Origin of the sequence: Bradyrhizobium hereditatis, assembly GCF_020329435.1 — a bacterium.
In the GTDB taxonomy this organism is placed as follows: domain Bacteria; phylum Pseudomonadota; class Alphaproteobacteria; order Rhizobiales; family Xanthobacteraceae; genus Bradyrhizobium; species Bradyrhizobium hereditatis.
This window is the reverse complement of record NZ_JAGKJK010000005.1, coordinates 1-25,681: the sequence shown is the minus strand read 5'-3', so window position 1 is coordinate 25,681 and position 25,681 is coordinate 1. Positions and strand designations below refer to the sequence as shown.

Sequence of the window (25,681 nt, the reverse complement as noted above, 5' to 3'; positions counted from 1 at the left end):
TTGCGTGCCGGATGACGGAATGCGGCGGCTCAATCTGAAGCGGTGGGATGCTCGCTGTTGCAAAATGTCTGATGCGGCAGAGCGATCAGATTGGTCAGCACGGCCGGCGAATTGAGCACTGCGAATTTTTCTCGCGGAGTGAGAAAGCCTGCTGCCTCCTCGAACCTTTCAGCATCCTCGATCTTTGCGCGCGCGATCGCGAGATGCGGATCGACCTCGCCGCGCTTTCGCGGCCGTTGTCCGGAAAGATTGTTAAGATGCGCTTCGCGCAAGCCGGCGTCGTGGCGCAATTCGTGGAGCGGGCAGGCGAGCGGTGAATGCGGCGTGCTCGCCAGTTCATTGGCCCTAACCAGCACCGGCGGCGGCGCAGCCTGCTCCGGGGTTTGGAATAGTCGGGACCTGCGGTTCGGGTCCACCGATGACGATAGCATCGCCATCGGAATCGAAAGCAGCAGGCCGAGAATCACCGGCGTCATCCAGAGCAGCAAAGGCACCGAGACGGCATAGGCCGCCACCGCCATGGCGATTCCGACCAATGTCGGAACCGAATAGGTGCTTAACATGTCTCGGTGCGAGACCGCGCCATCGTCGCGGCGCTGCACTTGCCATCCGGCATCGCGTCCGAACAGGATTTCGCCGACGGCGGACGACTGGAAAATCATCATCACAGGCGCGGTCAGGCCGGAGAGGATCGTCTCGGCAAAAATGCCCGCCAATACCAGCGGGCCGCCGCCGAATTTCTTCCGGGTGTCGCGATCGAAGGCGAGCGCGACGAAAGCCCACAGCTTCGGCACGATCAGCATTCCCAGCGTGCCCGCGAACACCCATGCGGCGAGTACCGGATCCTGTGCTGGCCATTGAGGGAACAGGGAAGCTCCCTTCGGAAAATATTCGGGCCTGACGAACTGCGCCTGCAACGAGACCAGGATCCCGGACACGAGAAAGATCAGCCAGAGCGGCGCCGTGAGATACGATCCAATTCCGGTCAGCAGATGAAGCCGCGAGACCCAGTGAAATCCGCGGGTCGGCAGCAGCGCCAGGTGCTGCAGATTGCCCTGGCACCAGCGCCGGTCACGAGCGACGAAATCCGCAAGCGTCGGCGGGGATTCCTCGTAAGAGCCGCGAAGCGTCGGCACCATGTGAATGGCCCAGCCGCCGCGCCGCATCAATGCCGCCTCGATGAAATCGTGGCTCATGATATGCCCGCCGAACGGTTTACGTCCCCTGAGTTCGGGCAGCCCCGCATACTGCGCAAAGGCTCTGATACGGATGATGGCGTTGTGTCCCCAGTAATTGCCTTCGGAGCCGTGCCACCACGCGATGCCCGCCGCCAGCATCGGTCCGTACAATCGCCCGGCGAATTGCTGCCAGCGTGCGAACAGGGATCGCGCATTGACGATGATCGGCAGCGTCTGAATCAGCGCCGCCTTCGGGTGCGCCTCCATGGCGGCCACGAGGCGCACGATGCAGTCGCCGGTCATCAGGCTGTCGGCGTCGAGAATCAGCATGCACTCGTAATTGGCGCCGAACCGCCGGACCCATTCCTCGATATTGCCGGACTTGCGCGCGGTGTTCTCGGGACGATGGCGATAGAACAGTGCGGCCTTGCTGCCGATATCCTGTCGAAGCTTCAGGAAGCATTTCTCCTCGGCAATCCAGATCGCCGGATCGGTGGTGTCGCTCAGTACGAACCAGTCGAACTGCGCGCTATGTCCGGTCGCCTCGACTGATTCATAGATCGCGCGCAATCGCGCCAGCAGGTGATGCGGATCCTCATTATAGGTCGGCAGCAGCATCGCGGTGCGGCTGTGGATCGCGGGTAGGGGCGTGCTGGCGTCGATGCCGAGTTCGTCCTTCTTCCCGGTGAGCAGCACGAAGAAACCGGCAAGCGACGACATGAAGGAGAAGGCGATCCATGCAAACAGCAGAACGAACAGCGCGAGGATGATCGACTCCAGCACCGTGATGCCGCCGACCTGAAGCACCCGGTACATCTCGTAGCAGCCCGCCGCGGTCAGGATCGCGGTGCCGGTCAGGACGAAGCCGCGCCGGAACCACATCGGCGCAAAGTCGGGCGCGGGTGCCGGCTCGAACCGTCGCAACGCCTGCACCGCCATATCAGTTGGCGATTCCGGAGGGAGGAAATCGTTCAGCGGGATATGGCCGGCCCCGTTGGCTCCGCGGGGTTTCGCTACGGTGTCCATCGATAGACCCAGACCTCCGATACCGGCTCATTGCCCTGCATGAGCGATGCGCGGAGTTCGACGGGGGTTTTTTCCTTCAACAGCTCGAAACTCAAGCGCCAGCCGCCGGTCGCCGGGTTTGGCAGGGTGACGATATTCTGGATTTTCGCTTTCTCAGCCGTCACGACGCCGCGCAGGACTTTCGGATCGACCGATTTCAGCCGCTCGCCGGTTGCCTCGAGCACGAAGATCGTGGCGTTATCGCCGCGCGCGCCGATGCCGGTCCGGGAGAATCGTGCGAGCGAGGTCGATTTCGGCGCATCCGGCCCCCAGTGCAGACGATAGGTGTAGGTGTGCTCGCCCTTGGCGGCGAGGGAGGTCTTGGGGAGCCAGAACGCGGCGATGTTGTCGTGAATCTCTTCCTTGGTCGGAATTTCGAGGAGCTTCACCACGCCTTCGCCCCAATCGCCGATCGGTTCCGCCCACAGGCTCGGCCGGCGCTCGAAATTCGATTCGAGATCCTGGTAAGCAGCAAAATCTTTCTGACGCTGCATCAGGCCGAATCCGCGCGGGTTGAGGTCACCGAAGGAGGAGACTTGCAGATCGCGTGGATTATGTAGCGGCCGCCAAAGCTCTTCGCCCCGGCCGTTGAAGATCGCAAGCCCGTCGGAATCGTGAACGGAGGGGCGGAAGTCTTCGACGTCCTTGCGGTCGTTCGGTCCGAAGAAGAACATGCTGGTCATCGGCGCGAGGCCGGCATGAGTGAGATCCACACGCGGATAGATCGCCAATTCCACATCGAACACGGTGGTGTCGCCGGGGCGGATGGTGAAGCGATACGCAGCGGATGCGCTCTCGCTGTCGAGCAGCGCATGCACGACGATAGAATTGGCGTCGGCTGCCGGTTTCTCGATCCAGAATGTCTTGAAGAACGGAAATTCCTCGCCCTTGGCTTCGCCGGTGTTGATCGAGAGCCCGCGTGCCGAAAGGCCATATAGCTGGCCTTTGGCCACCGCCCGGAAATAGCTCGCGCCAAGGAAGACGCAGACCTCGTCGTAATAATCGGGCTTGTTGATCGGCGCATGAAGGCGGAAGCCCGCAAAGCCGAGATCCACGGCCGCGCCGGGTGGCGTCAACTCGCCAAACGAAAACAGGTCGGGCTGGTATGGGATGACCGACGCCTGGCCGTTCTTCACTTCGAAGATGTCGACCCGGTTCTTGTAGAAGAACCCGCGATGAAAGAACTGCACCTCGAACGGTAGTTTTTCGCCGCGCCAGAGCGCGCGCTCCGGCAAGAAGCGGATCGCCCGATAACGATCGTAGTTGAGGTTGGCGAGATTGTCGGGCAGCTTCTCGCTCGGCGCCTTGTAGGGCTTGCTTGCGAGATCGCGCGCCAGTTGTCGGACGATCGACCGGTCGAATGGCGCGGGCTGGGCATGGGCTGCAGACAGAAGTCCGGGCGCTACGCCGGTCACCAACGGCAACGCAGAAGCAGCAAGGAAATCCCTGCGATTCACGAAACAACCCCGCAGCTACTAACAACGATCCTCGGCAACGCAGTGCACATCGGACAGTTCCTGATTTCGAAACTGAAATGCTAGTTTTTCCCGATCTGCCTAGTTTTTGGTCGGAGGCGCGTTAGCTTCGCAGCGTGCGACTTATCCGTGTGACCACGCCGTCCCAATGACGTTTTTCCGCGGCGGGATAATTGATCAGCACGCAGTTCATGGCGCCGTTGCCGCGGTTGCAGCGATTGTACCAGATCCGGTCGTCGCGAATGCTGGACACCACAAAGAAATCGGACGTGACGCGCTTGTAGATGATGCCGTCGGGCGGCCGCATCTTGGTCAGGAAGATGGCAGGAGAATCGTTTCCGGGATTGGGAATGGACTGCACCGTCATGTCAGCGCGGCGGTCTTCCGTGAAAAACCGCCGCCCGGTTCCGCCTTCGGGCGCTCCGCCATCGCTAGTGAAGATCGAGACCGGCATATCGACGCTGGTCCCGGTGCTCGGGACTACATATCGGCGCCATTCGGTATTTGCGGCAACTGCCAGCGTTGGAATCAGGGCAAGAATAAAGCCTGTGAACAGCCGCGGCGCGCACATGAATCGGTCTCCGGATTCGACCGAAACACAATCGGGTCGACTGACGTTCGTTCCATCGTGCGCGCCTGTTACGGCGAATTTTCGCCGGCGAGATGTTTCCCCGCGATGTAGCCGAATGTCAGCGCCGGTCCCAGCGTGATGCCGGCGCCGGGGTAGTTGCCGCCCATAATGCTCGCCATGTCGTTGCCGGCGGCATAGAGGCCCGGGATCGGCTGACCGTGTTCATCCAGCGCGCGGGCGTGCGCATCGGTCTTGATGCCGGCGTAGGTGCCGAGATCGCCGACCACCAGCTTGATCGCATAAAACGGTCCGTCCTTGATCGGTGCGACGCAGGGGTTTGGGCCGTGCAGCGCATCGCCCTGGTAGCGGTTGTAGGCACGCGATCCCTTGCCGAAGGCGGGGTCGCGTCCTTCCGCGGCTGACGCGTTGAACTCCTCGATCGTCGCCGTGAGCCCTTGCGGATCGATGCCGGTGCGGTCGGCGAGCTCGGCAAGCGTGCTGCCGCGCTTGAGATAGCCGGTCGCGAGATGGTGGCGCAGCGGCATCGGGAAGGGCGGCACGCATCCAAGGCCGTACTTTCGGAGCGCGCGGTGATCGCAGACAAGGAACGCCGTGATCTCTTCGCCGGGCTTTGCCGCCTTCACCATCGCCTGCACGAAATCGTGGTAGGAATTGCCTTCGTTGGCAAAGCGCTTGCCGTCACGCATTACGGCAATGACGCCGGGCTTCGCGCGGTCGATGAAATGCGGCATCACACCCTTGGAGCCGTCCTTGCGCTCGGTGATCGAGACCGGCACCCAGGCCGCCGCATGCGGCAGCGTGTCCTCGATGCGGCCGCCCGCGGTTTCCGCCAGGCGCAGGCCGTCGCCGGTGTTGCCGACAGGACCCGGCGAAAAATGCTCGGCGCCGCTGGGCGCGTGCGGGAACATCGCCTTGCGCCTTACGATATCATGCGGGAAGCCGCCGCAGGCGAGCACGACGCCGCGCTTGGCATTGACGCGGATCAGCTTGCCATGGCGTTCGACGTTCGCGCCTCGAACCGCGCCATCCTCGACGATCAGCTCAAGCACAGGTGAGGACAGCCACAGCGGTATCTTCAGGTCGAAGGCCGATTTTGCCAGACGCCCCGCGAGCGCATTGCCGTTGGTCAGCGTCATGCCGCGGCCGTGGCGCAAGACATCCATCGCATGCTTCGACAGGCGTTTTGCAACATAAACCGCCGACGTGAGCGACTTGGTCGCGCGCATGAAATGGACGATGTCCTTGCCCGAGCCCAGCATCATGCCGAACACGGTGAGCTCGGGCAGGGGACTGCCGAGATCCTTGATGTGCGCGCCGAGTTCACGGCCATCGAACGGCCGTGTCACCATCGAGCGGCCGCCCTGCGCGCCGCCCGGAGCTTCGGCATGATAATCCGGGAACGTCAGCGGCATGTCGAACTGCACCGCCGTCTTGGTGGTGAAGAAATCGACCGCCTTCGGCCCTTCGCGCAGGAATGCATCGACGCGCGCCGCATCAAAATTGTTGCCGGCTTCGTGCCGGAGATAGGTCTTGGCCTGTCCCTCGCTTTCCTCTATGCCCCACGCTTTTGCCAGCGACGTGCCGGGAATCCATAGCCAACCGCCGGAGCGGGCCGTGGTGCCGCCGAAGCGCGGCTCCTTCTCGGCGATCAGGACATTGAGGCCGTGATGCCCGGCGGTGACCGCCGCCGACAGTCCGCCGCAACCCGAGCCAACCACCAGCACGTCGCATTCGTAGGTTTCTTGTTCGTTGCCCGCCACGCGCTCCGCCTCGCTTCCTTGTTCTCGGGGCGGACATTTGGGTTGGGATCGACTGGCCTGTCAATCGCGCTGGAGCTCCCTTCTCCCCTTGCGGGAGAAGGTGGCGCGAAGCGCCGGATGAGGGGTTCTCTCCGCGGAGACAGACCCTCATTCGTGTCAACCGCGCTATGTGCGGTTGCTCAACGCGCCGTGCATCCAGGGCAGGGCGGTCCCGCTAGAGAAGCGCTTGCGCCGTCACGGCATCAGCGGCACAGTTGCGAGCGCGGCACCAAGACCGCCACGAAACAGCAGTCCGAGGAACCTCCATGGCGGCCACGCGGATCGACTGCGATATTCATCCCGCCGTGGGCGGCACCCGCACCACGCTGCTGCCCTATCTCAGCGATCATTGGAAAGAGCAGGTCGTCAGCCGCGCGATCGACGGTCTCGACCTCAATTCCTATCCGCCGAACATGCCGTTTGCCGGCCGTGCCGACTGGCGGCCGGCCAACGGTAAGCCCGGTAGCGATCTCAATATGGTGCAGCGCGGCGCGTTCGATCAGCTCGGCTCGAGCCACGCGATCTGCAACGTGATCTATGGCGCGCAGGCGGTGTTTGATTCCTATATGGCGGCCGACTTCTGCAAAGCGATCAACGACTGGATCGCGGCCGAATGGCTGTCCAGGGATCCGCGGCTGAGCGCTTCCATCGTGGTGCCGATGCAGGCGCCGGATCTGGCGGTGGAGGAAATCGAGCGGCGCGCAGCGGACAACCGTTTCGTTTCCGTGCTCGTGCTGGCGCAAGGCGAGACGCTGCTCGGACGGCGGCATTACTGGCCGGTGTGGCAGGCGGCCGCGAAGCACAAGCTGCCGGTCGCGATCCATGCCGGCAGCGCTTATCGCACCGCGCCGAGTTCGATCGGCTGGCCGTCCTATCGCTACGAATATTATCTCGCGGAAGCACAGGCGTTTCAGGCCCAGCTCCTGAGCCTGATCTATGAGGGCGTGTTCGGCAAATTCCCCGATCTCAAAGTCGTGCTCATGGAGTCAGGCGTAAGCTGGCTGCCCGCGTTCATGTGGCGCGCCAACAAGACCTGGCGCGGCGTACGCGTCGAGGTGCCCTGGGTCGAACGCGAGCCGGCCTCGATTATCCGCGATCATGTCCGTGTCACCATGCAGCCGTTCGACGGCCCGCCGGATGCCACAGGCGTCGCAGATGTCATCGAGCAGATCGGCTCCGACAAGATGTTCCTGTTCGCGTCGGATTATCCGCATTGGCAGTTCGATGGCGACGATCCGATGCCGCCATATCTGCCTGATAGCATCGTCTCGCGGATGTGCGTCGATAATCCGCTCGAGACCTTTCCGCGGCTGAAGCTCGCCGCATGAGTTTGAAGGAGGATCGCATGAGTGACGTCATCGACCGCCCCATCCTCGCCGAGGAAGAAGCCGCGAAGAGCCGGCTGCGCATCATCGATTGCGACGTGCATCCGAGCATTCATGCCCATGCCGATATCGAACAGTTCATGCCGAAGCGCTGGCAGGAGCATTTGCGCACCTATGGCAGCCATCTGCGCACGCCCTATATCGGCACCACGCCCTATCCCCGCTCCTCGCCGCTGATCGCGCGTCGCGATGCCTGGCCGCCGACCGGCGGACCGCCGGGCTCCGATCTCGATTTCATGCGCAAGCAGCACCTCGATCCGCTCGACATCGAGTACGGCATTTTGCAGGTGCTCGACCTCTTCATCTTCTCGCAGCAGAACCTTGAATTTGGCGCTGCGATCCAGCGCGCCATCAACGACTGGCAGCTCGCCTTCTGGTCCGACCGCGATCCGCGGCTGAAGGCGTCGATCCTTGCCGGCCAGGACGATACGCAGTTTGCCATTGCCGAGATCGAGCGTTGCGCCAAGATCGGCCGTTATGTGCAGATCAATGTCTGCCCGCGTGCCAACGAGCCGCTCGGCCGCCGCCGCTATTGGCCGATCTATGCCCGCGCACAGGAGCTCGGTCTGCCGCTCGGCATCCATGTCGGCGGTTATGGCGGGCATGCGCCGACCGGCAGCGGCTGGCCGTCTTACTATGTCGAGGAGCACCAGTCGAACGCGCACACCATGGCCGCGCAACTCACCAGCCTCGTGCTCGAAGGCGTGCCCGAACGCTTCCCGAACCTCAAGATCGTGTTCATCGAAGGCGGTTTTGGCTGGATTCCCTCGGCCACCTGGCGGATGGACCGCCACTTCGAGGCGTTCCGCAGCGAGGTGCCGCATCTGAAGCGCCGCCCGTCCGAATATGTGAAGGAGCACTTCTGGTTCACGACGCAGCCGATCGACGAGCCCGATGAGGGCAAACATCTGCGCTCGCTGATCGAATGGGTCGGCGCCGACCGGCTCTTGTTCTCGTCGGATTACCCGCACTGGGATTTCGGCGATCCGCGCTACGCCTTTAAGACGCCGCTGACGGAGACCGAGCGCCGGAAGATCTTCAACAGCAATGCGCGTGCACTCTACAAACTCTGAGCGGCGACAAGGACAACATGGCCCGTCATATCGTCGCCCGCACCTCAGACATCCCGCCCGGCGGCAACAAGGTCTTCGGCATTGAAGGCCGCGACATCGTCGTGTTCCACGTCAACGGCGAGTTCTTCGCGCTGCTCAATCGCTGCCCGCACGAGGGCGCACCGCTGGAAAAGGCTGCCTGCGTCGCGCGGCTGACTTCGCCAGAGCCCGGCGTCTACCAGCGCTCGCGCGTCGGCGAGCTCCTGCGCTGCCCGTGGCACGGCTGGGAGTTCGACATGCGCAACGGCCAGTCCTGGTTCGATCCAAAGCGAGTGAAGGTCCGCTCCTATCCGGTCGCGGTAGAAAGCGGCGAGGAGTTGCAGAAGGGGCCGTACGTCGCCGAGACGTTTCCGGTGCACGTCGAGGACAGCTACGTCATCATTGAGACCTAGTCCGCTTTCGCCGTCAGCCCGTCCACCATTGCGCGCACGATCGCCGCGATCTCCTCGCGCAATGCCTCGACCGGCACCGCAATCAGTTTCTGCTCGAGCCCGAGCAGCACCATGCCGTGCACCGCTGAGAATAGACTGCGCGCCGTCACGCCGAGTTCGTCCGGTGTGCGCTTTGGAAAGAGTTCGGCAAGCGGCCGGTAGATGTGGCGGAACAGATCCATCTGCTCGCTGATCGCCCATTCCGGCACCGGTTTGCCCGGCGCCATCCTGTGCTCGAACAGCGCGCGCCACAGTTCGAGATTCTCGGCAGCGAAATCGCAATAGGCGACGGCGATGCGCACCAGCGTCTCGCGAGGAGAGGCGGGTCCGTCGGCTTCGGCTGATGTCAGCGCGGCATCGAGCCGCGCCAGCGTGCGCGATCCCACCCGCAGGATCAGTTCGTCGACGTCGTCGACGAGGTTGTAGACCGCGCCGTTGGCGATGCTGATGTCCCGCGCCAGATCGCGGGTTTTCAGGCCGGCGAGTCCCCCTGCGGCAATCCGTCGCTCCGCCGCTTCGACTAACGATTCCCGAAGTTTAGCTCGTCTTTCCAATACCTTAGACATCAATCCCCAATCTTGAGCGACGCTCAAAATAATTCTTGAGCAATGCTCACGCTGCTGCTACAAACAATCCATGAGCGAAGCTCATAACACAGGGAGCTGCAAATGTTCAAAACTGTTTTAACGCTTTTCCGGGGCAGCGTGGCCGTCGCGGGGGAGGAACTGGAAGACCGCGCGGCGCTGCTCATTCTCGACCAGCAGATGCGCGATGCCGCCGCGGCCGTGGAGCGTTCAAAGCGCTCGCTGGCGTTGGCGATCGCCGGCGACCAGCAGGAGGGCCGCCGCCTCGAAGCCACCAATGCCCGCATCGCCGATCTCGAGGTCCGCGCCACCGCGGCGCTCGATGGCGGCCGGGAAGATCTCGCCCGCGAGGCGGCGCAGGCGATCGCCAATCTCGAGGCCGACCGCGACGCGGCGATGACCGCGCGCACGCTGTTTGCAACCGAGATCGCCCGCATGAAGCGCCAGGTCGCCAGTGCCGAGGCGCGGATCACCGAGCTCGATCGCGGCCGTCGCATCGCCCGCGCCTCCGAAGCGGTTCGTGCCCTGCGCCGGGGCGGCATCGAAGCGGCGCGTCCGTACGAATCCACGCTGCCGGAAGCGGAGAACACGCTGAAGAGGCTGCGTGAGCGGCAGATCGAGGCCCAGGCCGCGGCCGACGCCTTGGTCGAGCTCGATGCCGCCAGCGGTCCGCTGGCGACCGCCGAAAAGCTCGCCGAGCAGGGCTTCGGTCCCCGGCTGAAATCAACCGCTGACGACGTGCTCGCGCGGCTGAACGCCAAACGCACGCAAGCTGCCTGAAACTGAACTCAATCGATCAACCCATATCAACAGGAGATTATCATGAACCAGAACGTCCAACCTCACAGCGGTGCCTGGGTTACCTTCACCTATATTTCTTTTGCCTCCTCCGCCTTCATGGTCGCCGTCGGCGTGTTCTTCCTGCCGCTAGATCTCTGGATCAAGGGCTATCTCGCAATGGGCATCGTGATGCTGGTGCAGTCCTGCGTCACCCTGACCAAGACCGTGCGCGACATGCACGAGAGCGGCAAGCTGGTGAACCGCATCGAGGACGCCAAGGCCGAGCGGCTGCTGATGGAAGTTTCCAAGGCTGCGTAGTTTCAAAGCAGTTGATTGCAAGGGCCGCGTAGCCTGTGGCGCGGTGCTGGCGAGGGGGCGGCGGGTGTCTCAGCACCCGCCGTCCGTCGCCGGGATCAGTTTCACGTCGGCAGGCAAGGGATGACTTCGATGAAAAGAGCGTTCGTATTTTTGGTGCTGGCTCCGGTAACGGTGTTCTTCGCGGCGTTGATGATATGGGTCGCTACCGCTGGCCCGCGAGACCTTGACTTCGCATGCGTCGTGGCCGTGGTGCTATCTATCCTCACCTTGCCGATGTCGGCGATCAGCTGGATATCAGATGAATTTCTGGTTCGCGCCTTTCCGATCTCTCTGCGCGTGTACCTGATCGCGATGGTCGGAGCGACGGCTGCCACGGCAGAGATCCTCGCTGTGTTCAGCAGTCTGTTTCCGCCATCAATCGTGATGGCGTTGGCCACCGGCGGCGCCATTGTCATGGCGGCATGTTCGTTGTTGTCACATGACTATAGCGGCGGGCAACGACGTTGCCTTGAGCCGGCCAGGGCGTGAAGACGGCCCACCTTGCCAGCGGCGCCGCAGGAAGGCTTGATCAGCCCAGTATCCGACGGCCCGGCGCCATCGTTCCTGTCATGGATCATTTGATACTGCCGTTCAATGTATCGTTTACCGTGCGACAACCTTAGGATGCTTGAGTCATCGCTCATTAACTGGGGCGGGCGCAGAAAGCTGGGACGGACGCGATAGCGGAATCCCGGAGCAAAACGCCAACCCCGTCCGAACGGCCTTTCATCGAAATTCATATCAGCAGGATGGCGCCATGAATCAGAATGTCCAGCATCACAGCAACGCCTGGGTTACCTTCACCTACGCTTCGTTCGGCGCCTCGGCCTTCCTGGTCGCCGTCGGCGTCTACTTTCTGCCGGTTGATCTCTGGATCAAGGGCTATCTGGCGATGGGCATCGTGATGCTGATTCAGTCCTGCGTCACGCTGACCAAGACCGTGCGTGACATGCATGAGAGCAGCCGGCTGGTGAACCGTATCGAGGATGCGAAGGCCGAGCGGCTGCTGATGGAAGTTACCAAGGCCGCTTAGTTTCAAGGCTGATTGATTTCCAATGCCGCGTAACCTGTGACGCGGTGCTGGCGAAGGCGGGCGGCGGATGCTTCGGCATTCGCCGTTTGCCTGTCCTGCAGCAGGTTTGACCTCACCAACATATCGTTTACCCTGCGGTCAATCCCAACATGTCGCGCTCATCGCTCGTTAAGAGGGCCGGGCGCACCAATCCCGTCCAGGTGCGGGCAGGTGGCATGGCGTCTTTCTGGAGCGGCAATTCAGCAATCCATCATGGCCTGCAGCAGGTCCGCTCTGCGGCCGGCCGCCTCGGCAGCTATGCCGCCTTCTGGCTGAAGGCATTTCAACAGCCTGCCATCGATCTCACCTTGCGCACGCACACCGGTCTGACGACGCGGATCGTCGAAAGTCCGGGGCTATCGCTTTCGCAAGCCGAACTCGACGAACTGGTCTCTCAATTGCGCACCATCGCCGGCAAGACGCTGCCGGCCGGTGATCTCACCTATGGCATCTTCTCCGGCGAGCGCGAGCGGCTGTCGCGCGCCATCGTCACGCTGATCTCGGAGGAGGCGACGGGGCGGCCGATCGCCTTTAATGCGCTATCGGTGATGTCGGTCGAGCTTGATGGTGAGCCGGAGCAGGTCACCCATCTCGGTCTCGTGATGGTCGACCCTGATGTGCAGGGACAGGGGCTGTCCTGGGTTCTGTACGGCCTGACCACGCTGGTGCTGTTCGCGCGCGATGGCCTGCGCCCAAAATGGATTTCGAATGTAACGCAGGTGCCAGCAGTGTTCGGCATGGTCTGCGACACCTTCTCGGACGTGTTTCCATCGCCGGACGTCGCGGCGCGCCGCAGCTTTGCGCATCTGCAACTGGCGCGGGGGATCATGCGCGAACATCGCGCGGTGTTCGGCGTCGGCGACGAGGCCGGGTTCGACGAGGACCGCTTCGTCATCACCAATGCCTATACCGGCGGGTCGGACGCTTTGAAGAAATCCTTCGACATCGCGCCAAAACATCGTGACGAGCAATATAACGCCTGGTGCGCGCGTGAGCTCGATTACTTAAGGGGCGACGACGTTCTCCAGCTTGGCCGCATCGATCTTGCCGGCGCCCGGCGCTACATCCAACGCGATGTGCCGGCAGGATCTCTGCCGGCACTGTTCGCTGCCTCCGCCGTGCTGGCGTTGCAGCGGCTGATCCTGCCCGTGATTTATTGGTTGGACGATACGCGGCCGTTCGACAGCTTGCGGCCGCGGATACCCGGAAACGGAAGTGGCAAATGACGCCGGGCATGATCGCCGATTCCATCGTCAATCTTTGCGGCGCGATCGGGCTCGCCGTCACTATGCTCACGCTGCACCGGCGTGATCCCAAGGGGCCGCTGACCCGGCGCCTCCTGATCGCGCTTGGCATCATCGCATCGCTGTTTCTGGTGCGCGGCACGGCGTGGTGGAGCGGTAGCGTGCTGCTCAACAATCTGTCGGCGATTCCAGCGGCGCTGGTCCCGCTCGGCGCCTTGATCGTCACCGAGGGCATCCTGCGGCGCCATGCCCCGCGCGCCGCGAAGATCGCCATTCTGGCCGGCGGCATCGTGATCGGCCTCGCAGGGGCGCTTGGGTTTGAGCCGCTGGTGACGCCCACTGCCGTCCTGCTTGCTTTGTTCCAGCTCGCCGGCTTTGCCATCTGCGCCTGGCTATTGGCAACGCGCGACCCGGCCACGCTGATGGCATCGGAGAATCGCAGCATCGGCCGCCTCGCCGTCGGCGCCATTCTCGTCATTCCTTTCGTCCTCACCGATTTCAGGGTGCTGATACCGAATATCCCGGTCAGGCTCGGGGCATTGGGGGCACTGCTCGTGGTTACCGCGATCCTAATCGCGGAACGCGGCGCAGAGACGCAGCGTCAGGCGCTGCTGCTGACCGTGTTGCGCGTCGCAAGTTCGGCGTTGCTCGGTGCCGCCGCGGCGTTCGTTGCGCCAGATGTCGACGCAGCGCAGGTCGTGCGATTCTGCGCCATTGCAATCGCAGGCGTTCTCACCATCGGACTGATGGTGGACGCGCTGCGCGCCCACTTCGAATCGCAGGTGCCCGGCATTCTCAATTCCGTCGCGGCATCGCCGGCCCAAACGCGCGATGCGCTGATCGCGGAACTGGCGCGTCATCCAATCTTCGAGAGCGCCCGGCGCTATCGCGAAAGCGAGCTTTTGGCTTACGATCCCGCGCTGCTGCGCGACTTCCTGTCGACCCGGCGGGTGCTGCGCCGCCCCGACGCGCCGTGGGCCCTCGCCGCATCCGATCCCGCCGTCGAGCGCGTCGTATCGTTGATGAAGGCCAACAGCGCGACCCATCTCGTTGTCCTCTCACATGACCCGATCGACGTCATCGCGCTCGCGGTTCCCGTGATTTCGGCCGATCCGGCCACGGAAACCGCGCTTGCCCTGGTGCGCCGGCTGCTCGCGCTCACGCCGGAGACGACGTGACACTTAGTCGTGCGATTTTCACGACCGACCTACGAAATGTGCTGTGGCTGTGATAACACCCCGCCGCAGCGGGTTATTGCAGGGCAGGCCGATGTCAAAGCAAGCAATGCGCGAGGAGGCCGAGCGGCTGATCCGCGAGACGATGGAAAAGAAAGCGATCGTCATAAAACAAGGACAGACTAGAATCGAAGCGGTCTGCGGCAAATGCGGCGCGCCGAACCGCGTCCAGGCCGAGAAGGGCGCTACGCGTGTCAAATACGTCTGCAAGCAATGCGGCGACAAGCAGGTGACGCTGTAGGGGTGACTGTATTGTTGCGTGTAGGGTGGGCAAAGGAGCGTAGCGACGTGCCCACCATCTATTGCCAGGTACACTGACGCTGCGTTAGCGATGGTGGGGCACGCTTCGCTTTGCCTAGCCTACGAATTTAGACATCTTTGCACCCTGTCGCCCTGGGGCTCGGTGTTCGCCAGGCCGAATTGCAGGTCCGAGATGGACCGAATAGAGAACATGCTGCAGATATATGAAACCACGCGATTTGACCCTTTTCTGAAGTGCTGCGAGGGCGCGACGCGGCTCGCAATTGATGAAGAAGCAGAGGTCTGTGGCGGCCTCCAGCTTAGGGCCGTGGCTCATTGCGGGACATCAACCTCGTGGGTGTGATCTTCATGGGCATGTGGCTCGAGGCCCGGCATGGGCGCGCCCATGAAATAACCTAGAGCGCCAGGATGCAGCGGGATGCGCGAGTCGGGCGGCTCGGAGGACGAACCGCTCGGCAGCAGCAATTCGGGAAGGGCGCTGCGGCTCTTATCCAACGCTTCGGCGATCAACCAGGCATGGCGTGCTGCAAAGTCGTCGCGGCAGACGAACAAATACTCTCCGATGCCGACGACAGTGAACAGCTTGACTGGTCCGTGCTCGGCGAAGGGGGGCCTCCCTTGTCGAAGGGCTGCCGCATCGTCGCGCCGCATCAGCGCGACGTCCAACTGCTGCGAGCTGATCAGGCTGGCGATGCGCTCCTTGTGCGGCGCCCTGCTCACCTGAGCCTTGCTGCTCGGCAAGCGATCCGCGAGGACCTCAGCTACCCGCTTGCCGAGCTCGAACGAGGGAGGATCGGCGCGGGAAGTCAGGATGAGCAGGTGGCGCCGGCGGTAGACACCCCACTGGCCATAGGGTGCGTGGCCACAAAGGAACATGGCTGCGGCGCCGGCTCCCGCGGTTCGGAGGAATTCCCGGCGGCTCGGCCTCCCGCCAACCTCAGAATCTTCGGTCTCATGCCACACGCTACTTCTCGCGGAATATGGTGGTCGGCAGGATGGCCGAGACTGCGTAGTTCGGCACGTCGACGACGTTGCCGATACGCAGGTCGGCGGCCACGCTCGCCACGACATATGCCTGCTCCGGCGTGAGGCCCTTCTCGCCAACCATCCAGTCGATCAGCTCGATCAGGGCGTTGCGCGCCGCCAGCATCAGATCCTCCGAGAGGTTCTCGAGCGGGCCGATTTTCTGGCTGTCGAGGTAGGTATGGTAAGGCGGGATCTGTCCCTTGGCTTTCAGCGGGAAGCCGGTGGTGGCGTAGAACTCGGTCGGCGCCAACCGGATGAGCTGATCGCCGCCTTCGAAGTGCGGGACTTTGACCTTCGCGGCTTGCGCCTTGCGGATCTCGGTGACCAGCGTGACCGTCGCCCCCATCTCGATTGCCGTGCCGGAGACCTCGCCATCGCCTTGCGCGAAATGGACGTCGCCGACGAACAACCCGCACCCGTCCACGAAGCAGGGCAGCAGCAGCGTCGTGCCCACCACCATCTGCTTGATGTCCATGTTGCCACCGTTCTCGCGCGGCGGAATGGTGCGCAGGCACTCATTCTTGCTGCTTCCGTTCTGACCGCAGACATCGCTCGGCAGCGCACCGAGCGGCTGCGGAGTCAGGACGACGCCGCCCGCGCTCTGCAGCGCCGCCTCGCGCGTGAGGATCGTGGCCACCTCGGGCTGGCCCGGCAGCACCCCGACCGTGCCCATAAATCCGTTAAAGGGGATGACGACGCCTGGGATCTGGTCGGAGACCGCCTCCTTGCGGTTGAGTTTCCAATTGGCGATGAACGGCTTGGTGAAGCGATCGCGCAGGAAACCGAAGCCCGGGACGATCACGGTGTAACCGTAGTCGTCCGGCTGTACGTCGAGGAGTGTCACCGCCAGTACGTCGCCGCGCTGGGCACCCTCGATGAAGACCGGGCCGGTCAGCGGATGGACGAGATTGAGATCGGCCGCCAACACATCCTCGGGCTTGGAGCCGAGGTTGAAGTCGGAGTCGAAGGCGTCACGCGTCTCAAAGACGATATGCTGACCCGGGTTGGCGCGACTCACCGGCTTGATGGCCGGGTGCATGCGGTTCATGCAGTTCTTGTCGTCGACGCAGTGCGCGCCGGTCTTCGCGACGCGCACAACCTGCCACGCCTTAACGGACGTCGTATCCGCATGCGCTGCGGTTGCGCTGAGCAGCAATGTCGCGGCCGCAGTGATGATCCAGAATTGTCCGGATTGCATCATTCGCTCCTCCCTCAGCAGAATCGTGACCCTGGTCGGGACGACGATCGGCAACGCCTTGGGCGCCCGGCGGCACGATGAGGAGATCAAGATCTCGTCCTGACGACCGTTCGGCAAAGCTACTCCCCTTTGGGGTAAGTGCCAACCACCATGGGTCGAAAGTGCGGAAAAACAACGGCCTCTTACCGCCATGGCGTTCTTGTCGGTCCAGCATTTCCTCGTCCTCATGGGGCGCGCCCGGCGCCTCTGGTCGAGTGTGAACGCATGAAGCCACGGGCGCCAACTCATAGCGACGTCCGCTTCTGGGCCCCTTTTCGGACTTGAGGCAGCGTCCGATTTGAGTCTGCAGTTCGCCGAACAGCGGACATGGGTCGATCCGAGCTCACAAACCTCGATTTGTGTCCACGCCCTAGCTATTCTCCCTTCACAAACCTCCCGAACGCCTCCGCATAATCCGGATGCCAGCGCGACAGCGCGGGACGGTTCTCGACGATGTCGCCGATCGCCCACAGCATGCGCCGCTCGTCGAGCTGCCGCGGCACGTCGTTATCAGGGCAGAGAATGTAGAAATCACCGGCCTCGATCCGCGCGATCATGAAGTCGACGGTTTGCTCCGGCGTCCAGGCGCCCGGCGGCTTTTCGGTGCGGCCGCGCGCGGTCAGTGCGGTGAAGACATGGCCGGGGATCATCAGATGCGCATTGATCTGGCATCCCGGCAAGTTCCGCAATTCGTGTTGCAGCGCCTCGGTCTGCGCTTTCACGCCGGCCTTTGAGACGTTATAGGCGGGATTGCCTGGTGGCGTCGTGATGCCCTGTTTGGAGCCGGTGTTGATCACGAGGCCGGGGCGTCCGCGCTCGACCATGTGAGGCACAAAGGCCTGCGTGCCGTGAATTACGCCCCACAGGTTCACTGCGAGAATGCGCTGCCAGTTTTCCAGCGGGCCAAAGCTGTTGCTATCGGGGCCGATACCGGCATTGTTCATCAGAATGTCGGTGCCACCGAACCGCTTTTGCACCGCGGTTTCGAGGCCCGCGACGTCATCGAAGCGGCTGACGTCAACGGATGCGGTCATGATATCGGCCGCGCCGCCCTTCGCGACCGATGCCAGTTTGGCGGCAGCCTCGGCGAGCCGCTCGGCGCCCAAATCGGCGATGCAGACTCTCATGCCGAGACCCGCGAAACGCATCGCGGCAGCGAGCCCGATGCCGGAAGCGCCTCCAGTGATCACGGCAACATGATTAGGCGACATCGCGGGATGGGGCATCGTCATTCTCCGGACAGATATGAGGCGTGTATTCGCAAGGCTATACCTCCTAGACTACCATGATCGAACGGGCATGGGAGGTCTTCGCCCCGGCCGCTTTCTCCCGTCGTTCGGCCGCGCTACGATTTCATGTCAACGTTATAGATAACAAAATATAACGTTCCGGAATTCCAACTAACTTCAAGGGAGTGCAAACATGGCTGTCACCCAGGCGATTCCGATCACACGCCATCCCTATGCGGATGGCTCCTACAAGAAAATGCTGATCGACGGCCAGTGGATCGACGCCGCCTCCGGCAAGCGGTTCGAGACGCATAACCCGGCGACCGGCGAGCTGTTGGCAACCGTTGCCGAGGGCGATGCGGAGGACATCAACCGCGCCGTGGCCGCGGCCCGCCGTGCATTCGAAGGGCCATGGAGCAAGGTCAAGCCATATGAGCGGCAAGGCCTGCTCTTGAAGCTTGCCGATCTCGTCGAGAAGAATTTCGAGGAGCTGTCGCAACTCGACACGCTTGATATGGGCGCGCCGATCAGCCGTACCCGCGGCAACAGGCTGCGCGTGCTCGGCATGCTCCGCTATTACGCCGGGCAGGCGACGGCGCTGCACGGCGAAACCATCGAGAATTCGCTGCCTGGCGAAATTTTCTCCTATACGCTCAAGGAGCCGGTCGGCGTGGTCGGGGCGATCATCCCCTGGAACGGGCCACTCGCTGCGACAGTCTGGAAGATCGGGCCGGCGATTGCCACCGGCTGTACCGTGGTGCTGAAGCCTGCCGAGGAAGCGCCGCTGACCTCGCTGCGGCTCGCCGAACTCTGCATGGAGGCCGGTGTTCCGCCCGGCGTCGTCAACGTCGTGCCCGGTTATGGTGAGACCGCCGGCGCGGCGCTGGCGTCGCATCCTGATGTCGACAAGGTCGCCTTCACCGGCTCGCACATTACGGGACAATCGATCATCCGCGCCTCCGCCGGCAACCTCAAGCGCGTGTCGCTCGAGCTTGGCGGCAAGTCGCCCGACATCGTGTTCGCCGATGCCGATCTCGATGCGGCGGTACCAGGCGCTGCGATGGCGGTGTTCGCCAATTCCGGGCAGATCTGCAGCGCCGGCACGCGGCTGTTCGTCGAGCAGAAGGTCTATGACGAGTTCGTCGGCCGCGTCGCCGAATTCGGCAAGAAGCTGCAAGTCGGTAACGGGATTGATCCGAATACGCAGATCGGGCCGCTGGTGTCGAAGGACCAGCTTGAGCGCGTCACCGGCTATCTCGACATCGGCCAGAAGGAAGGCGCCAGGGCGGTGGTCGGCGGCGGCCGCCTGACCGAGGGCGCGCTGGCGAAGGGTTATTTCGTGCAGCCGACGGTGTTCGCCAATGTGCAGGACAATATGCGCATCGCGCAGGAGGAAATCTTCGGTCCGGTGATCTCGGCGATCTCCTTTGAAGATACCGACGAGCTGGTCAAGCGCGCCAACGCCACCACGTTCGGCCTTGGCAGCGGCGTCTGGACCACCAACGTCAGCAAGGCGCACCAGGTCGCAAAGGCGCTGCGCGCCGGCTCGGTCTGGGTCAACTGCTACCAGGCGATGGACCCTGCCGTGCCGTTCGGCGGCTACAAGATGAGCGGCTATGGCCGCGAGTCCGGCAAGCAGCACGTCGAGGAATATCTCAACGTCAAGGCGGTCTGGATCAAGACGGCCTGAGAACCGTCAGATCGATCGATGCGATGGCGGCGGCTTCGGCCGCCGTTGTCTTGTGCTTGCGGGCCTAACGGCTGGCGGCTTTCTTCGGCCGCCCGATCTCTTTGTGCAGCGCCTCGAGCTCCTTGCGCGCGGCGCTGGCAGCATCGCGTTCGATCTTGCGATAGCGCGCAACCAGCGAGAGGCCGAACGGCGTCAGCACCGCGCCGCCGCCATTCTTGCCGCCAGTCTGCCGCTCCACGGCGGCTTGGCGGCAGACGCGGTTGATGTCGTCGACCAGATCCCATGCCCGCTTGTAGGACATGTCCATGGCGCGGCCGGCGGCCGAGATCGAGCCGCTTCGATGGATCGTCTCGAGCAACTGGATTTTGCCCGGTCCGATCCGCCCCGCGGCGTCGATGTCGATGCGAACGCTGAGCGAAGGAAGCGTCTTGCCGTTCGGTTTTTGCATGGAAGATGTGCTCCCTCGCGTCGAGGCTACACGTTGCGTCCCGCATCTTTTACGAACAAGCTGAAGCGGTTACATATCCGTATCAACACGGGGTTTCGAAATAGGCATGAAGTATCCATCGTTGTTTTCGCCGCTCAAGATCGGTCCATACCAGCTCACGCATCGTCTCGCGCTGGCGCCGTTGACGCGGATGCGGGCGGCAAAACCCTCGCTGGCGCCGCGGCCGCTCAACGCGGAATATTATGCGCAGCGGGCAACGCCGGGCGGATTGCTGATCGCCGAGGCATCGCCGGTGACGGAAACGGCATTCGGCAGCCCTGGTGTGCCCGGCATCTATACTGATGAGCAGATCGAGGGCTGGCGCAAGGTGGTGGATGCGGTCCATGCCAAGGGCGGCGTCATCTTCCTGCAGCTCTGGCATGTCGGGCGCGTCTCGCATTCGTCGTTTCAGCCGGGCGGCGTATTGCCGGTTGCGCCATCGGCGGTGCCGATCGCGGATTTGAAGACGGGGACGGCAGACGGAAAGGCGGTGCCTTACGAGACGCCGCGTGCGCTCGAGACGTCGGAAATTCCTGGTGTTATTGATGCTTACAGGCAGGCCGCGAAGAACGCGCTTGCCGCCGGGTTCGACGGGGTCGAGGTGCACGGCGCCAACGGCTATCTGATCGAGCAGTTCCTGCAGTCGCACACCAATTTGCGCACCGATCAATACGGCGGCTCAATTCCGAACCGCGTGCGTTTCCTGTTGGAAGTGACGAAGGCCGTCGTCGAGGTCTGGGGCGCCGATCGCGTCGGCGTGCGGCTGTCGCCCTATGGCGTCGCCAATGGCAGCGGCGAGCCCGACCCGATGCCGCTCTACACCTACGCCGTTGAGCAGCTCAACCCGCTCGGCCTTGCTTACCTTCATTTCATCGAGCCGCGCTCCTCCGGCGCCGGCCGCGCCGAGGTCAACCATCAGAACGTGCCGTCGGCGATGGTGCTGTTCCGCCCGATCTGGAAGGGTGTCTTGATCGCAGCCGGCGGATTCACGGGCGAGACCGCGGACGCCGCGATCCGGGACGGGCATGCGGACGCGGTCGCGTTCGGCCGCATCTTCATCTCGAATCCCGACCTGCCGCGCCGGTTGCAGCGCGGCTTCCCGCTGACGCCATATAACCGCGCGACGTTCTATGGTGGCGATGCGGCGGGATATACGGACTATCCGGAGCATGGCGAGCTGGAGCAGGCGTGAGGCGATCGTAGCCCGGATGAGCGAAGCGACATCCGGGGCCGGTCTCGCCAGCGTCCCCGGATGTCGCTACGCTTATCCGGGCTACAAGGCTTCCGTCATTGCGAGCGCAGCGACTTGTCCGCCGTAGCCTTGGCGAAGGCGGAAGCAATCCACATCGCAACTTGCGGCGCTATGGATTGCTTCGTCGCTTTGCTCCCTTGCACAAACGCTTCGCGTTTGTTGCAGGCAATGACGGAGTGTGAGAGCAGGACCCGAAAATGTTTCCTGAACCGGAGCTGGAAGAGAAAAAGAAGACCAAGGCCGTATCTCTCGGCAAGCCCGCCGCCGGCCAATGCCTGTGCGGCAAGGTCGCCTTCGAGATCGACGTGCCGGCGCGCTGGGCCTGGCACGATCATTCGCCGGCCAGTCGCCGCGCGCATGGCGCGGCCTACGCGACCTATGTCGGAAGCTGGCGCAAGCGCTTTCGTATCATCAGAGGCAAGGATAGCCTCACGCGGTATGAAGACGAGGCCACCAAGACCGTGCGCAGCTTCTGCTCGCATTGCGGCACGCCTGTAACCTATGAGCGCCCGCGCTCGCCGCATATGGTCAATATCCCCCGCGCGCTGTTTTCCGGCCGCACCGGGCGGCAGCCGCTCTATCATATCGCGATCGAGGAATTGCAGGAGTGGGCTTATACCGGTGAACCGCTGGTGCCGCTGAAGGGATATCCCGGCGTGGTCTGGCAGCGGTCGAAAAAGAAGAAGCGCGCGGATCGTGAGGGGATGTTCTAGAGCGTGGACCCACTACGCGCAGCCAGCCATAGCCGGATGGATGCGAGCTGGACGGAGGCGATAAGGGGCTTGAATCACGGCAAGGCAGTCCAGCTCAATGTGGCCCGCCAAGGAGCGGGTCGGACGCTATGCACCCGAAAGCGGACCTATTATGCTCACCCTGAGCTTTGTCGTTTCTTGACCGATCTCCGACATCACCCTCCGGCCTCTAGCCACGCGCATGCCCTGAGTTCGCCCTAGGCGGTTCGTCGTCACAGCCGTCCAACAAACTGCTAGGCTGCTTAGGCGTATTTCCAACTATCTTGAGGCTGGACGAGTCACCTGCGGAATAGTCCGCCCACCACACCCCCCACAACGCCGTGCACCGCGCCGCCGATCGCGCCGATTGGACCGCCGACACCACGCGAATGGCGAGTACGGGTCCCAGCGCGACGACGGTCTTGACGGCCAGATTTGCTAGCCTCTGCCGCGGCGTCCGTTAATACCCTGTGCTGAGCGGCGTTGAGGAAGCCAGTCGTAGGGTAGCCGTGCTCCTCCTGCCAGCGCGCGATGACGGCGCGAGTCGATTCGTCGAACTTCCCATTGACCTTGGTCTTGAACCCGAGGTTGGTTAGCCCACGTTGCACTCCACGACGCTTTGCCTTGGTGAGGCCGATCTGTTCCTCGGTCTCCTGAGTCGCTTCGTCGGTAGCTATTGTCGTTTCGGCGGGTGCCAACGTTTCGCGAGGCGTGCTGCTCAGACCAGCCTTAGCAAAGTGCGCGCTGTCGACGATCGCTAGGATACACAATGCTAGGATCAAGGCGCGCATGACCTTTCCTTCGCCCTCAAGTCTGCCGATCGTTCGGTCTAGAAAGTAAAGATACACCGCGCCGTCCTGAACTATCAACGTCCGACGGCGCCACTCCGCTTCGTCGCGGGGGTAACTGTTGCCCGCGGCACACGGTTCCCTAGCCTCGCGCCGATTGTTACGCCGCATTGCACGCGGGGGCATGGGATCGGCGTATCGCCCTTTGAGCTTAGAGAGGTCTAGAGCCAGCGCCGCCGAGGTCAGCTTCTGGCCCCTTTGAGACCTGCCGACCGGCTCTGAAGATGTCCGTTCACCGGGTTAGACCGGAAGTCACCGTAGGCGAGTTAAATCGGCGCAAATGATCCATTGCGGACCAGGGTGATGCCGGATCGAAATGGTGGAGCGACGGCCGGTTTTGCGTCACAAGCGGCACAGTGCAGCCGATCATCTGCCCGCTATGGCTTACTGACTCCGAGAGGCCGCATGGGTCAGTGAAACTTCTCGCCACGATCCAGTTTCGCAACAATTTGCTCGATCCGTCTAGCGCGCGTCTCGGGCTTCTTTGCTGTATGAAGGCGATAGTAGATTGAATAGAGATTTCTGCGATCGAGCGTCGCGAAGAAAGCTTTCGCCGCGGGCATGTCCACCAAGGCGTCGAGAAAGTCTTGCGGGACAGTCATGTCCGCTGAGCCCGCGTATGCGGTGTCCCATCGTCCATCCGACTTGGCCGCTTCGACCTGAGCCGATCCAGCGGGAAGCATCCGCCCTTCAGCGATCAGGGTTGTTGCATGACGGCAGTTCTTTGCCGACCAATTGGAATTCACCTTCCTCGGGGTAAGTCGTTGCAAGTACGACATGTCGTCAAGAGGTTTCATCTGGCCATCGATCCAACCGACGCGGATGGACTCAATAACGCAATCGTTCCACGTCACCGACGGCACGCCCGTGTCTGATTTGAAGATCCGCACCCAGAGTTCGGTCGCAGTGCCATGGTGCTTCTCAAGCCAGTCACCAAGTTTGGATGCGTTCTTAAATGCCAACGGAGCTTGCTGCTTTTTGCGAACCATAGACAACTCTACCACGTTGGCAGCAAAGCCTCCATCTGCGGACAACAAGCCCAGTGGCAAGCACTCTTGGCTGAGGTCTGTTGTAGGCCATTAGCCGAAGACGGCTCAGATCTTCACCATGTCGTTCGTCAGCAGTAGAGCGGACATCGGTCCGCGTACATCCTCGCGGCCGCTTTGACCCATCTCGGAAGTCGGGCGGCCAAGTTTGCTGCGCTGTGATAAAGTCACTTCCGGTAAGCTGGCCTCACCGGCTCCAAAGGAGATATGTCCATCATGCTGGACCGCATTCTCGATGCAGCAACCGACAATCTCAGGTTCGCGAAGATTCTGATCCAAATGGGTCTCGATCCGAACAACGTGACCTGGGACGCCCTCTTCAACCGCCTGCTGGAAATCTTTCTGCACAACATCACGCTTGCCAATATGTTCGCCCTGGTCGGCGCGATCTTCTTTGTCGCTACATTGCTGACGCATACGATGGTGCCGCTGCGGGTCGCGAACATGATCGGTTGCGCATTCTTCGCCATCTTCGGTGCGCTCACCGGAGCCGTCACGATCTTTCTTCTTTATCTCCTGATGATTCCCATCAATGCCTACCGTCTCCGTCAAATGCTCGCGCTGGTGAAGAAGGCGCGCACCGCAACACAGGGCGACATATCGATGGAGTGGCTCAAGCCGTTCATGACCGACCGCAAGTATCGCAAGGGCGATATCTTGATGAAGAAGGGTGACGCAGCCAACGAAATGCTGCTGACCGTTACCGGCAAATTCCGGGTCATCGAAATCAACGTCGAACTTCCGCCGGGGCGTTTGATGGGCGAGCTTGGTTTCCTCACGCTCGGCAACCGCCGGACCGCGACGATCGAATGTATCGAGGATGGCCGCGTCCTGACTATCAGCTATGAAAAGCTGCTCGAGATCTACTTCCAAAACCCGCAGTTCGGCTATTACTTCCTTGTCTTGACCAGCCAGCGCCTGCTGGAAAATCTCGCGCGGGCCGAAGCCATCATCGCGCAGAACAAGATCGCGCCGCAGACGCCTTCCGCCAACTGACAGCGGTCCGAGGAAATTGATCCCGGCCGTCGCCTGCTCCGCCGCCGTCCTAATTCCCACTGGCTTCGCGCGCACGGCGCAGAACTCGAATTCGGGGATCTTTCCAAATGGATCGAGCGCCAGATTGGTGAGCAGATTGGCAACAGTTCCTCCCGCTCGTCCTTCGCTTGGCAGGGCTTGAAGTACCGATCATTGCACGCTGCCTGCGGCCATCGCCTCTAAAGCGAAGCCGAAACAAGAGCGTCTTGCTGCAGTGCCTGAGTCCGCTTGTGGCCCAGGCTGTGTGAAAACGCTCTGTTTGCTGTGATTCGCGCGATAAGATTCCCTGCGATTTGCGGGGCATCCGATGAAACGCTTTGTTGAAGGGTTAGATCGCGGGCAGAGCACCCTGTTTCCGGCGTCGCTCGATGACTATGTGACCAAGGATAATCCGGTGCGAGCGGTCGACGTGTTCGTCGACAGTCTTGATCTCGACAAGCTGGGGTTCATCGGTGTTCAGCCACTCGACACTGGCCGCCCCAGCTATCACCCCCGCACTATGCTCAAGCTCTACATCTACGGCTATCTTA

The 25,681-nt window shown here is 62.4% G+C and carries 26 protein-coding genes; 15 read left to right on the top strand and 11 right to left on the bottom strand.

Translation table 11 applies throughout. The features are described 5' to 3' along the window. Positions 1 to 29: 29 nt before the first annotated feature. The 4 genes from mdoH to J6524_RS12825 form a co-directional block, all read right to left on the bottom strand. A complete protein-coding gene (gene mdoH, locus J6524_RS12840) occupies positions 30 to 2,204 on the bottom strand; it encodes a glucans biosynthesis glucosyltransferase MdoH (protein WP_225670993.1) in 2,175 nt (724 codons plus the stop codon). Continuing rightward, positions 2,192 to 3,700: a glucan biosynthesis protein G gene (locus tag J6524_RS12835; RefSeq protein ID WP_225670991.1), complete on the bottom strand. Its 1,509-nt coding sequence runs from the start codon at positions 3,698 to 3,700 to the stop codon at positions 2,192 to 2,194. The genes mdoH and J6524_RS12835 overlap by 13 nt, the downstream gene beginning before the upstream one ends. A 121-nt stretch (positions 3,701 to 3,821) precedes the next feature. Then, positions 3,822 to 4,289, bottom strand: a complete 468-nt coding sequence (locus J6524_RS12830; protein WP_225670989.1) for a hypothetical protein — start codon at positions 4,287 to 4,289, stop codon at positions 3,822 to 3,824. 68 nt (positions 4,290 to 4,357) lie between these two features. After that, positions 4,358 to 6,070, bottom strand: a complete 1,713-nt coding sequence (locus J6524_RS12825; RefSeq protein WP_225670987.1) for an FAD-dependent oxidoreductase — start codon at positions 6,068 to 6,070, stop codon at positions 4,358 to 4,360. A 305-nt stretch (positions 6,071 to 6,375) separates the two neighbouring features. Here J6524_RS12825 and J6524_RS12820 point away from each other — a divergent pair, with 305 nt between their 5' ends. From J6524_RS12820 to J6524_RS12810, 3 genes are read left to right on the top strand one after another with little or no spacing between them, the layout of a single operon-like run. Next, positions 6,376 to 7,437 carry an amidohydrolase family protein gene (locus tag J6524_RS12820; protein ID WP_225670985.1) on the top strand — a complete coding sequence of 354 codons (1,062 nt, stop codon included), beginning with the start codon at positions 6,376 to 6,378 and terminating at the stop codon, positions 7,435 to 7,437. Between the two features lie 17 nt (positions 7,438 to 7,454). Further along, positions 7,455 to 8,567 (top strand): amidohydrolase family protein, encoded by a 1,113-nt coding sequence (locus tag J6524_RS12815; protein WP_225670983.1) that lies wholly within the window; start codon positions 7,455 to 7,457, stop codon positions 8,565 to 8,567. Positions 8,568 to 8,584: 17 nt separating this feature from the next. Then, positions 8,585 to 8,998, top strand: a complete 414-nt coding sequence (locus J6524_RS12810; RefSeq protein WP_225670981.1) for a Rieske (2Fe-2S) protein — start codon at positions 8,585 to 8,587, stop codon at positions 8,996 to 8,998. Here J6524_RS12810 and J6524_RS12805 read toward each other — a convergent pair. Further along, positions 8,995 to 9,603 carry a TetR/AcrR family transcriptional regulator gene (locus J6524_RS12805; RefSeq protein WP_225670979.1) on the bottom strand — a complete coding sequence of 203 codons (609 nt, stop codon included), beginning with the start codon at positions 9,601 to 9,603 and terminating at the stop codon, positions 8,995 to 8,997. The two genes, J6524_RS12810 and J6524_RS12805, sit on opposite strands and share 4 nt — an antisense overlap. A gap of 102 nt (positions 9,604 to 9,705) precedes the next feature. On the opposite strand from J6524_RS12805, the gene J6524_RS12800 reads away from it, so the two are divergent. The 7 genes from J6524_RS12800 (at position 9,706) to J6524_RS12770 (ending at position 14,550) form a co-directional block, all read left to right on the top strand. Continuing rightward, positions 9,706 to 10,401, top strand: a complete 696-nt coding sequence (locus J6524_RS12800) for a PspA/IM30 family protein (RefSeq protein ID WP_225670977.1) — start codon at positions 9,706 to 9,708, stop codon at positions 10,399 to 10,401. A gap of 42 nt (positions 10,402 to 10,443) precedes the next feature. Then, positions 10,444 to 10,719 carry a YiaA/YiaB family inner membrane protein gene (locus tag J6524_RS12795; RefSeq protein ID WP_225670975.1) on the top strand — a complete coding sequence of 92 codons (276 nt, stop codon included), beginning with the start codon at positions 10,444 to 10,446 and terminating at the stop codon, positions 10,717 to 10,719. A gap of 129 nt (positions 10,720 to 10,848) precedes the next feature. Beyond that, entirely contained in the window at positions 10,849 to 11,247 is a 399-nt protein-coding gene (locus J6524_RS12790) for a hypothetical protein (protein ID WP_225670974.1), read from the top strand. 268 nt (positions 11,248 to 11,515) lie between these two features. Beyond that, complete coding sequence (locus J6524_RS12785) at positions 11,516 to 11,791, top strand: YiaA/YiaB family inner membrane protein (protein ID WP_225670972.1); 276 nt, start codon at positions 11,516 to 11,518, stop codon at positions 11,789 to 11,791. 215 nt (positions 11,792 to 12,006) lie between these two features. Then, positions 12,007 to 13,056, top strand: coding sequence for a hypothetical protein (locus J6524_RS12780; protein ID WP_225670970.1), 1,050 nt, complete (start codon positions 12,007 to 12,009; stop codon positions 13,054 to 13,056). Next, complete coding sequence (locus J6524_RS12775) at positions 13,053 to 14,252, top strand: hypothetical protein (RefSeq protein WP_225670968.1); 1,200 nt, start codon at positions 13,053 to 13,055, stop codon at positions 14,250 to 14,252. Before J6524_RS12780 ends, J6524_RS12775 begins: the two co-directional genes overlap by 4 nt. A 91-nt stretch (positions 14,253 to 14,343) precedes the next feature. Further along, a complete protein-coding gene (locus J6524_RS12770) occupies positions 14,344 to 14,550 on the top strand; it encodes a hypothetical protein (RefSeq protein ID WP_225670966.1) in 207 nt (68 codons plus the stop codon). A 332-nt stretch (positions 14,551 to 14,882) separates the two neighbouring features. Here the strand turns inward: J6524_RS12770 and J6524_RS12765 are convergent, their stop codons facing one another. The 3 genes from J6524_RS12765 to J6524_RS12755 all read right to left on the bottom strand — a co-directional run bounded on the left by J6524_RS12765 (position 14,883) and on the right by J6524_RS12755 (position 18,059). Next, complete coding sequence (locus tag J6524_RS12765; RefSeq protein WP_225670964.1) at positions 14,883 to 15,641, bottom strand: twin-arginine translocation signal domain-containing protein; 759 nt, start codon at positions 15,639 to 15,641, stop codon at positions 14,883 to 14,885. After that, a complete protein-coding gene (locus J6524_RS12760; protein ID WP_225670962.1) occupies positions 15,535 to 16,848 on the bottom strand; it encodes an acetamidase/formamidase family protein in 1,314 nt (437 codons plus the stop codon). The genes J6524_RS12765 and J6524_RS12760 overlap by 107 nt, the downstream gene beginning before the upstream one ends. Before the next feature lie 359 nt (positions 16,849 to 17,207). Beyond that, on the bottom strand, positions 17,208 to 18,059 hold the full coding sequence (locus tag J6524_RS12755; protein ID WP_225670960.1) for an SDR family NAD(P)-dependent oxidoreductase: 852 nt from the start codon (positions 18,057 to 18,059) through the stop codon (positions 17,208 to 17,210). Between the two features lie 196 nt (positions 18,060 to 18,255). On the opposite strand from J6524_RS12755, the gene J6524_RS12750 reads away from it, so the two are divergent. Further along, positions 18,256 to 19,752: an aldehyde dehydrogenase family protein gene (locus J6524_RS12750; protein WP_225670958.1), complete on the top strand. Its 1,497-nt coding sequence runs from the start codon at positions 18,256 to 18,258 to the stop codon at positions 19,750 to 19,752. A gap of 64 nt (positions 19,753 to 19,816) precedes the next feature. Here J6524_RS12750 and J6524_RS12745 read toward each other — a convergent pair whose 3' ends face one another. Beyond that, positions 19,817 to 20,200, bottom strand: coding sequence for a winged helix-turn-helix domain-containing protein (locus tag J6524_RS12745; protein WP_225670956.1), 384 nt, complete (start codon positions 20,198 to 20,200; stop codon positions 19,817 to 19,819). Between the two features lie 106 nt (positions 20,201 to 20,306). Between J6524_RS12745 and J6524_RS12740 the strand changes: the two genes are divergently transcribed. Both J6524_RS12740 and J6524_RS12735 read left to right on the top strand, forming a co-directional pair. Beyond that, on the top strand, positions 20,307 to 21,431 hold the full coding sequence (locus J6524_RS12740) for an alkene reductase (RefSeq protein ID WP_225670955.1): 1,125 nt from the start codon (positions 20,307 to 20,309) through the stop codon (positions 21,429 to 21,431). 257 nt (positions 21,432 to 21,688) lie between these two features. Continuing rightward, complete coding sequence (locus tag J6524_RS12735) at positions 21,689 to 22,204, top strand: GFA family protein (RefSeq protein ID WP_225670953.1); 516 nt, start codon at positions 21,689 to 21,691, stop codon at positions 22,202 to 22,204. Between the two features lie 317 nt (positions 22,205 to 22,521). Here the strand turns inward: J6524_RS12735 and J6524_RS12730 are convergent, their stop codons facing one another. Next, positions 22,522 to 23,013 carry a peptidoglycan-binding domain-containing protein gene (locus J6524_RS12730; RefSeq protein ID WP_225670951.1) on the bottom strand — a complete coding sequence of 164 codons (492 nt, stop codon included), beginning with the start codon at positions 23,011 to 23,013 and terminating at the stop codon, positions 22,522 to 22,524. A gap of 467 nt (positions 23,014 to 23,480) precedes the next feature. Next, complete coding sequence (locus J6524_RS12725; RefSeq protein WP_225670949.1) at positions 23,481 to 24,059, bottom strand: YdeI/OmpD-associated family protein; 579 nt, start codon at positions 24,057 to 24,059, stop codon at positions 23,481 to 23,483. Between the two features lie 264 nt (positions 24,060 to 24,323). Between J6524_RS12725 and J6524_RS12720 the strand changes: the two genes are divergently transcribed. Continuing rightward, a complete protein-coding gene (locus J6524_RS12720) occupies positions 24,324 to 25,112 on the top strand; it encodes a Crp/Fnr family transcriptional regulator (RefSeq protein ID WP_376712016.1) in 789 nt (262 codons plus the stop codon). Between the two features lie 346 nt (positions 25,113 to 25,458). Then, on the top strand, positions 25,459 to 25,681 hold a 223-nt coding region (locus tag J6524_RS12715; protein ID WP_512699565.1), incomplete at its 3' end, for a transposase.

Bases quoted from the DNA above. Each gene is read 5' to 3' on its own strand.
- mdoH (WP_225670993.1), bottom strand. From the start codon at position 2,204: ATGGACACCGTAGCGAAACCCCGCGGAGCCAACGGGGCCGGCCATATC.
- J6524_RS12830 (WP_225670989.1), bottom strand. From the start codon at position 4,289: ATGTGCGCGCCGCGGCTGTTCACAGGCTTTATTCTTGCCCTGATTCCA.
- J6524_RS12820 (WP_225670985.1), top strand. From the start codon at position 6,376: ATGGCGGCCACGCGGATCGACTGCGATATTCATCCCGCCGTGGGCGGC.
- J6524_RS12815 (WP_225670983.1), top strand. From the start codon at position 7,455: ATGAGTGACGTCATCGACCGCCCCATCCTCGCCGAGGAAGAAGCCGCG.
- J6524_RS12810 (WP_225670981.1), top strand. From the start codon at position 8,585: ATGGCCCGTCATATCGTCGCCCGCACCTCAGACATCCCGCCCGGCGGC.
- J6524_RS12805 (WP_225670979.1), bottom strand. From the start codon at position 9,603: ATGTCTAAGGTATTGGAAAGACGAGCTAAACTTCGGGAATCGTTAGTC.
- J6524_RS12800 (WP_225670977.1), top strand. From the start codon at position 9,706: ATGTTCAAAACTGTTTTAACGCTTTTCCGGGGCAGCGTGGCCGTCGCG.
- J6524_RS12795 (WP_225670975.1), top strand. From the start codon at position 10,444: ATGAACCAGAACGTCCAACCTCACAGCGGTGCCTGGGTTACCTTCACC.
- J6524_RS12790 (WP_225670974.1), top strand. From the start codon at position 10,849: ATGAAAAGAGCGTTCGTATTTTTGGTGCTGGCTCCGGTAACGGTGTTC.
- J6524_RS12785 (WP_225670972.1), top strand. From the start codon at position 11,516: ATGAATCAGAATGTCCAGCATCACAGCAACGCCTGGGTTACCTTCACC.
- J6524_RS12780 (WP_225670970.1), top strand. From the start codon at position 12,007: ATGGCGTCTTTCTGGAGCGGCAATTCAGCAATCCATCATGGCCTGCAG.
- J6524_RS12775 (WP_225670968.1), top strand. From the start codon at position 13,053: ATGACGCCGGGCATGATCGCCGATTCCATCGTCAATCTTTGCGGCGCG.
- J6524_RS12770 (WP_225670966.1), top strand. From the start codon at position 14,344: ATGTCAAAGCAAGCAATGCGCGAGGAGGCCGAGCGGCTGATCCGCGAG.
- J6524_RS12765 (WP_225670964.1), bottom strand. From the start codon at position 15,641: ATGTCGTGGCGAGCGTGGCCGCCGACCTGCGTATCGGCAACGTCGTCG.
- J6524_RS12755 (WP_225670960.1), bottom strand. From the start codon at position 18,059: ATGCCCCATCCCGCGATGTCGCCTAATCATGTTGCCGTGATCACTGGA.
- J6524_RS12750 (WP_225670958.1), top strand. From the start codon at position 18,256: ATGGCTGTCACCCAGGCGATTCCGATCACACGCCATCCCTATGCGGAT.
- J6524_RS12745 (WP_225670956.1), bottom strand. From the start codon at position 20,200: ATGCAAAAACCGAACGGCAAGACGCTTCCTTCGCTCAGCGTTCGCATC.
- J6524_RS12740 (WP_225670955.1), top strand. From the start codon at position 20,307: ATGAAGTATCCATCGTTGTTTTCGCCGCTCAAGATCGGTCCATACCAG.
- J6524_RS12735 (WP_225670953.1), top strand. From the start codon at position 21,689: ATGTTTCCTGAACCGGAGCTGGAAGAGAAAAAGAAGACCAAGGCCGTA.
- J6524_RS12730 (WP_225670951.1), bottom strand. From the start codon at position 23,013: ATGCGCGCCTTGATCCTAGCATTGTGTATCCTAGCGATCGTCGACAGC.
- J6524_RS12725 (WP_225670949.1), bottom strand. From the start codon at position 24,059: ATGGTTCGCAAAAAGCAGCAAGCTCCGTTGGCATTTAAGAACGCATCC.
- J6524_RS12720 (WP_376712016.1), top strand. From the start codon at position 24,324: ATGTCCATCATGCTGGACCGCATTCTCGATGCAGCAACCGACAATCTC.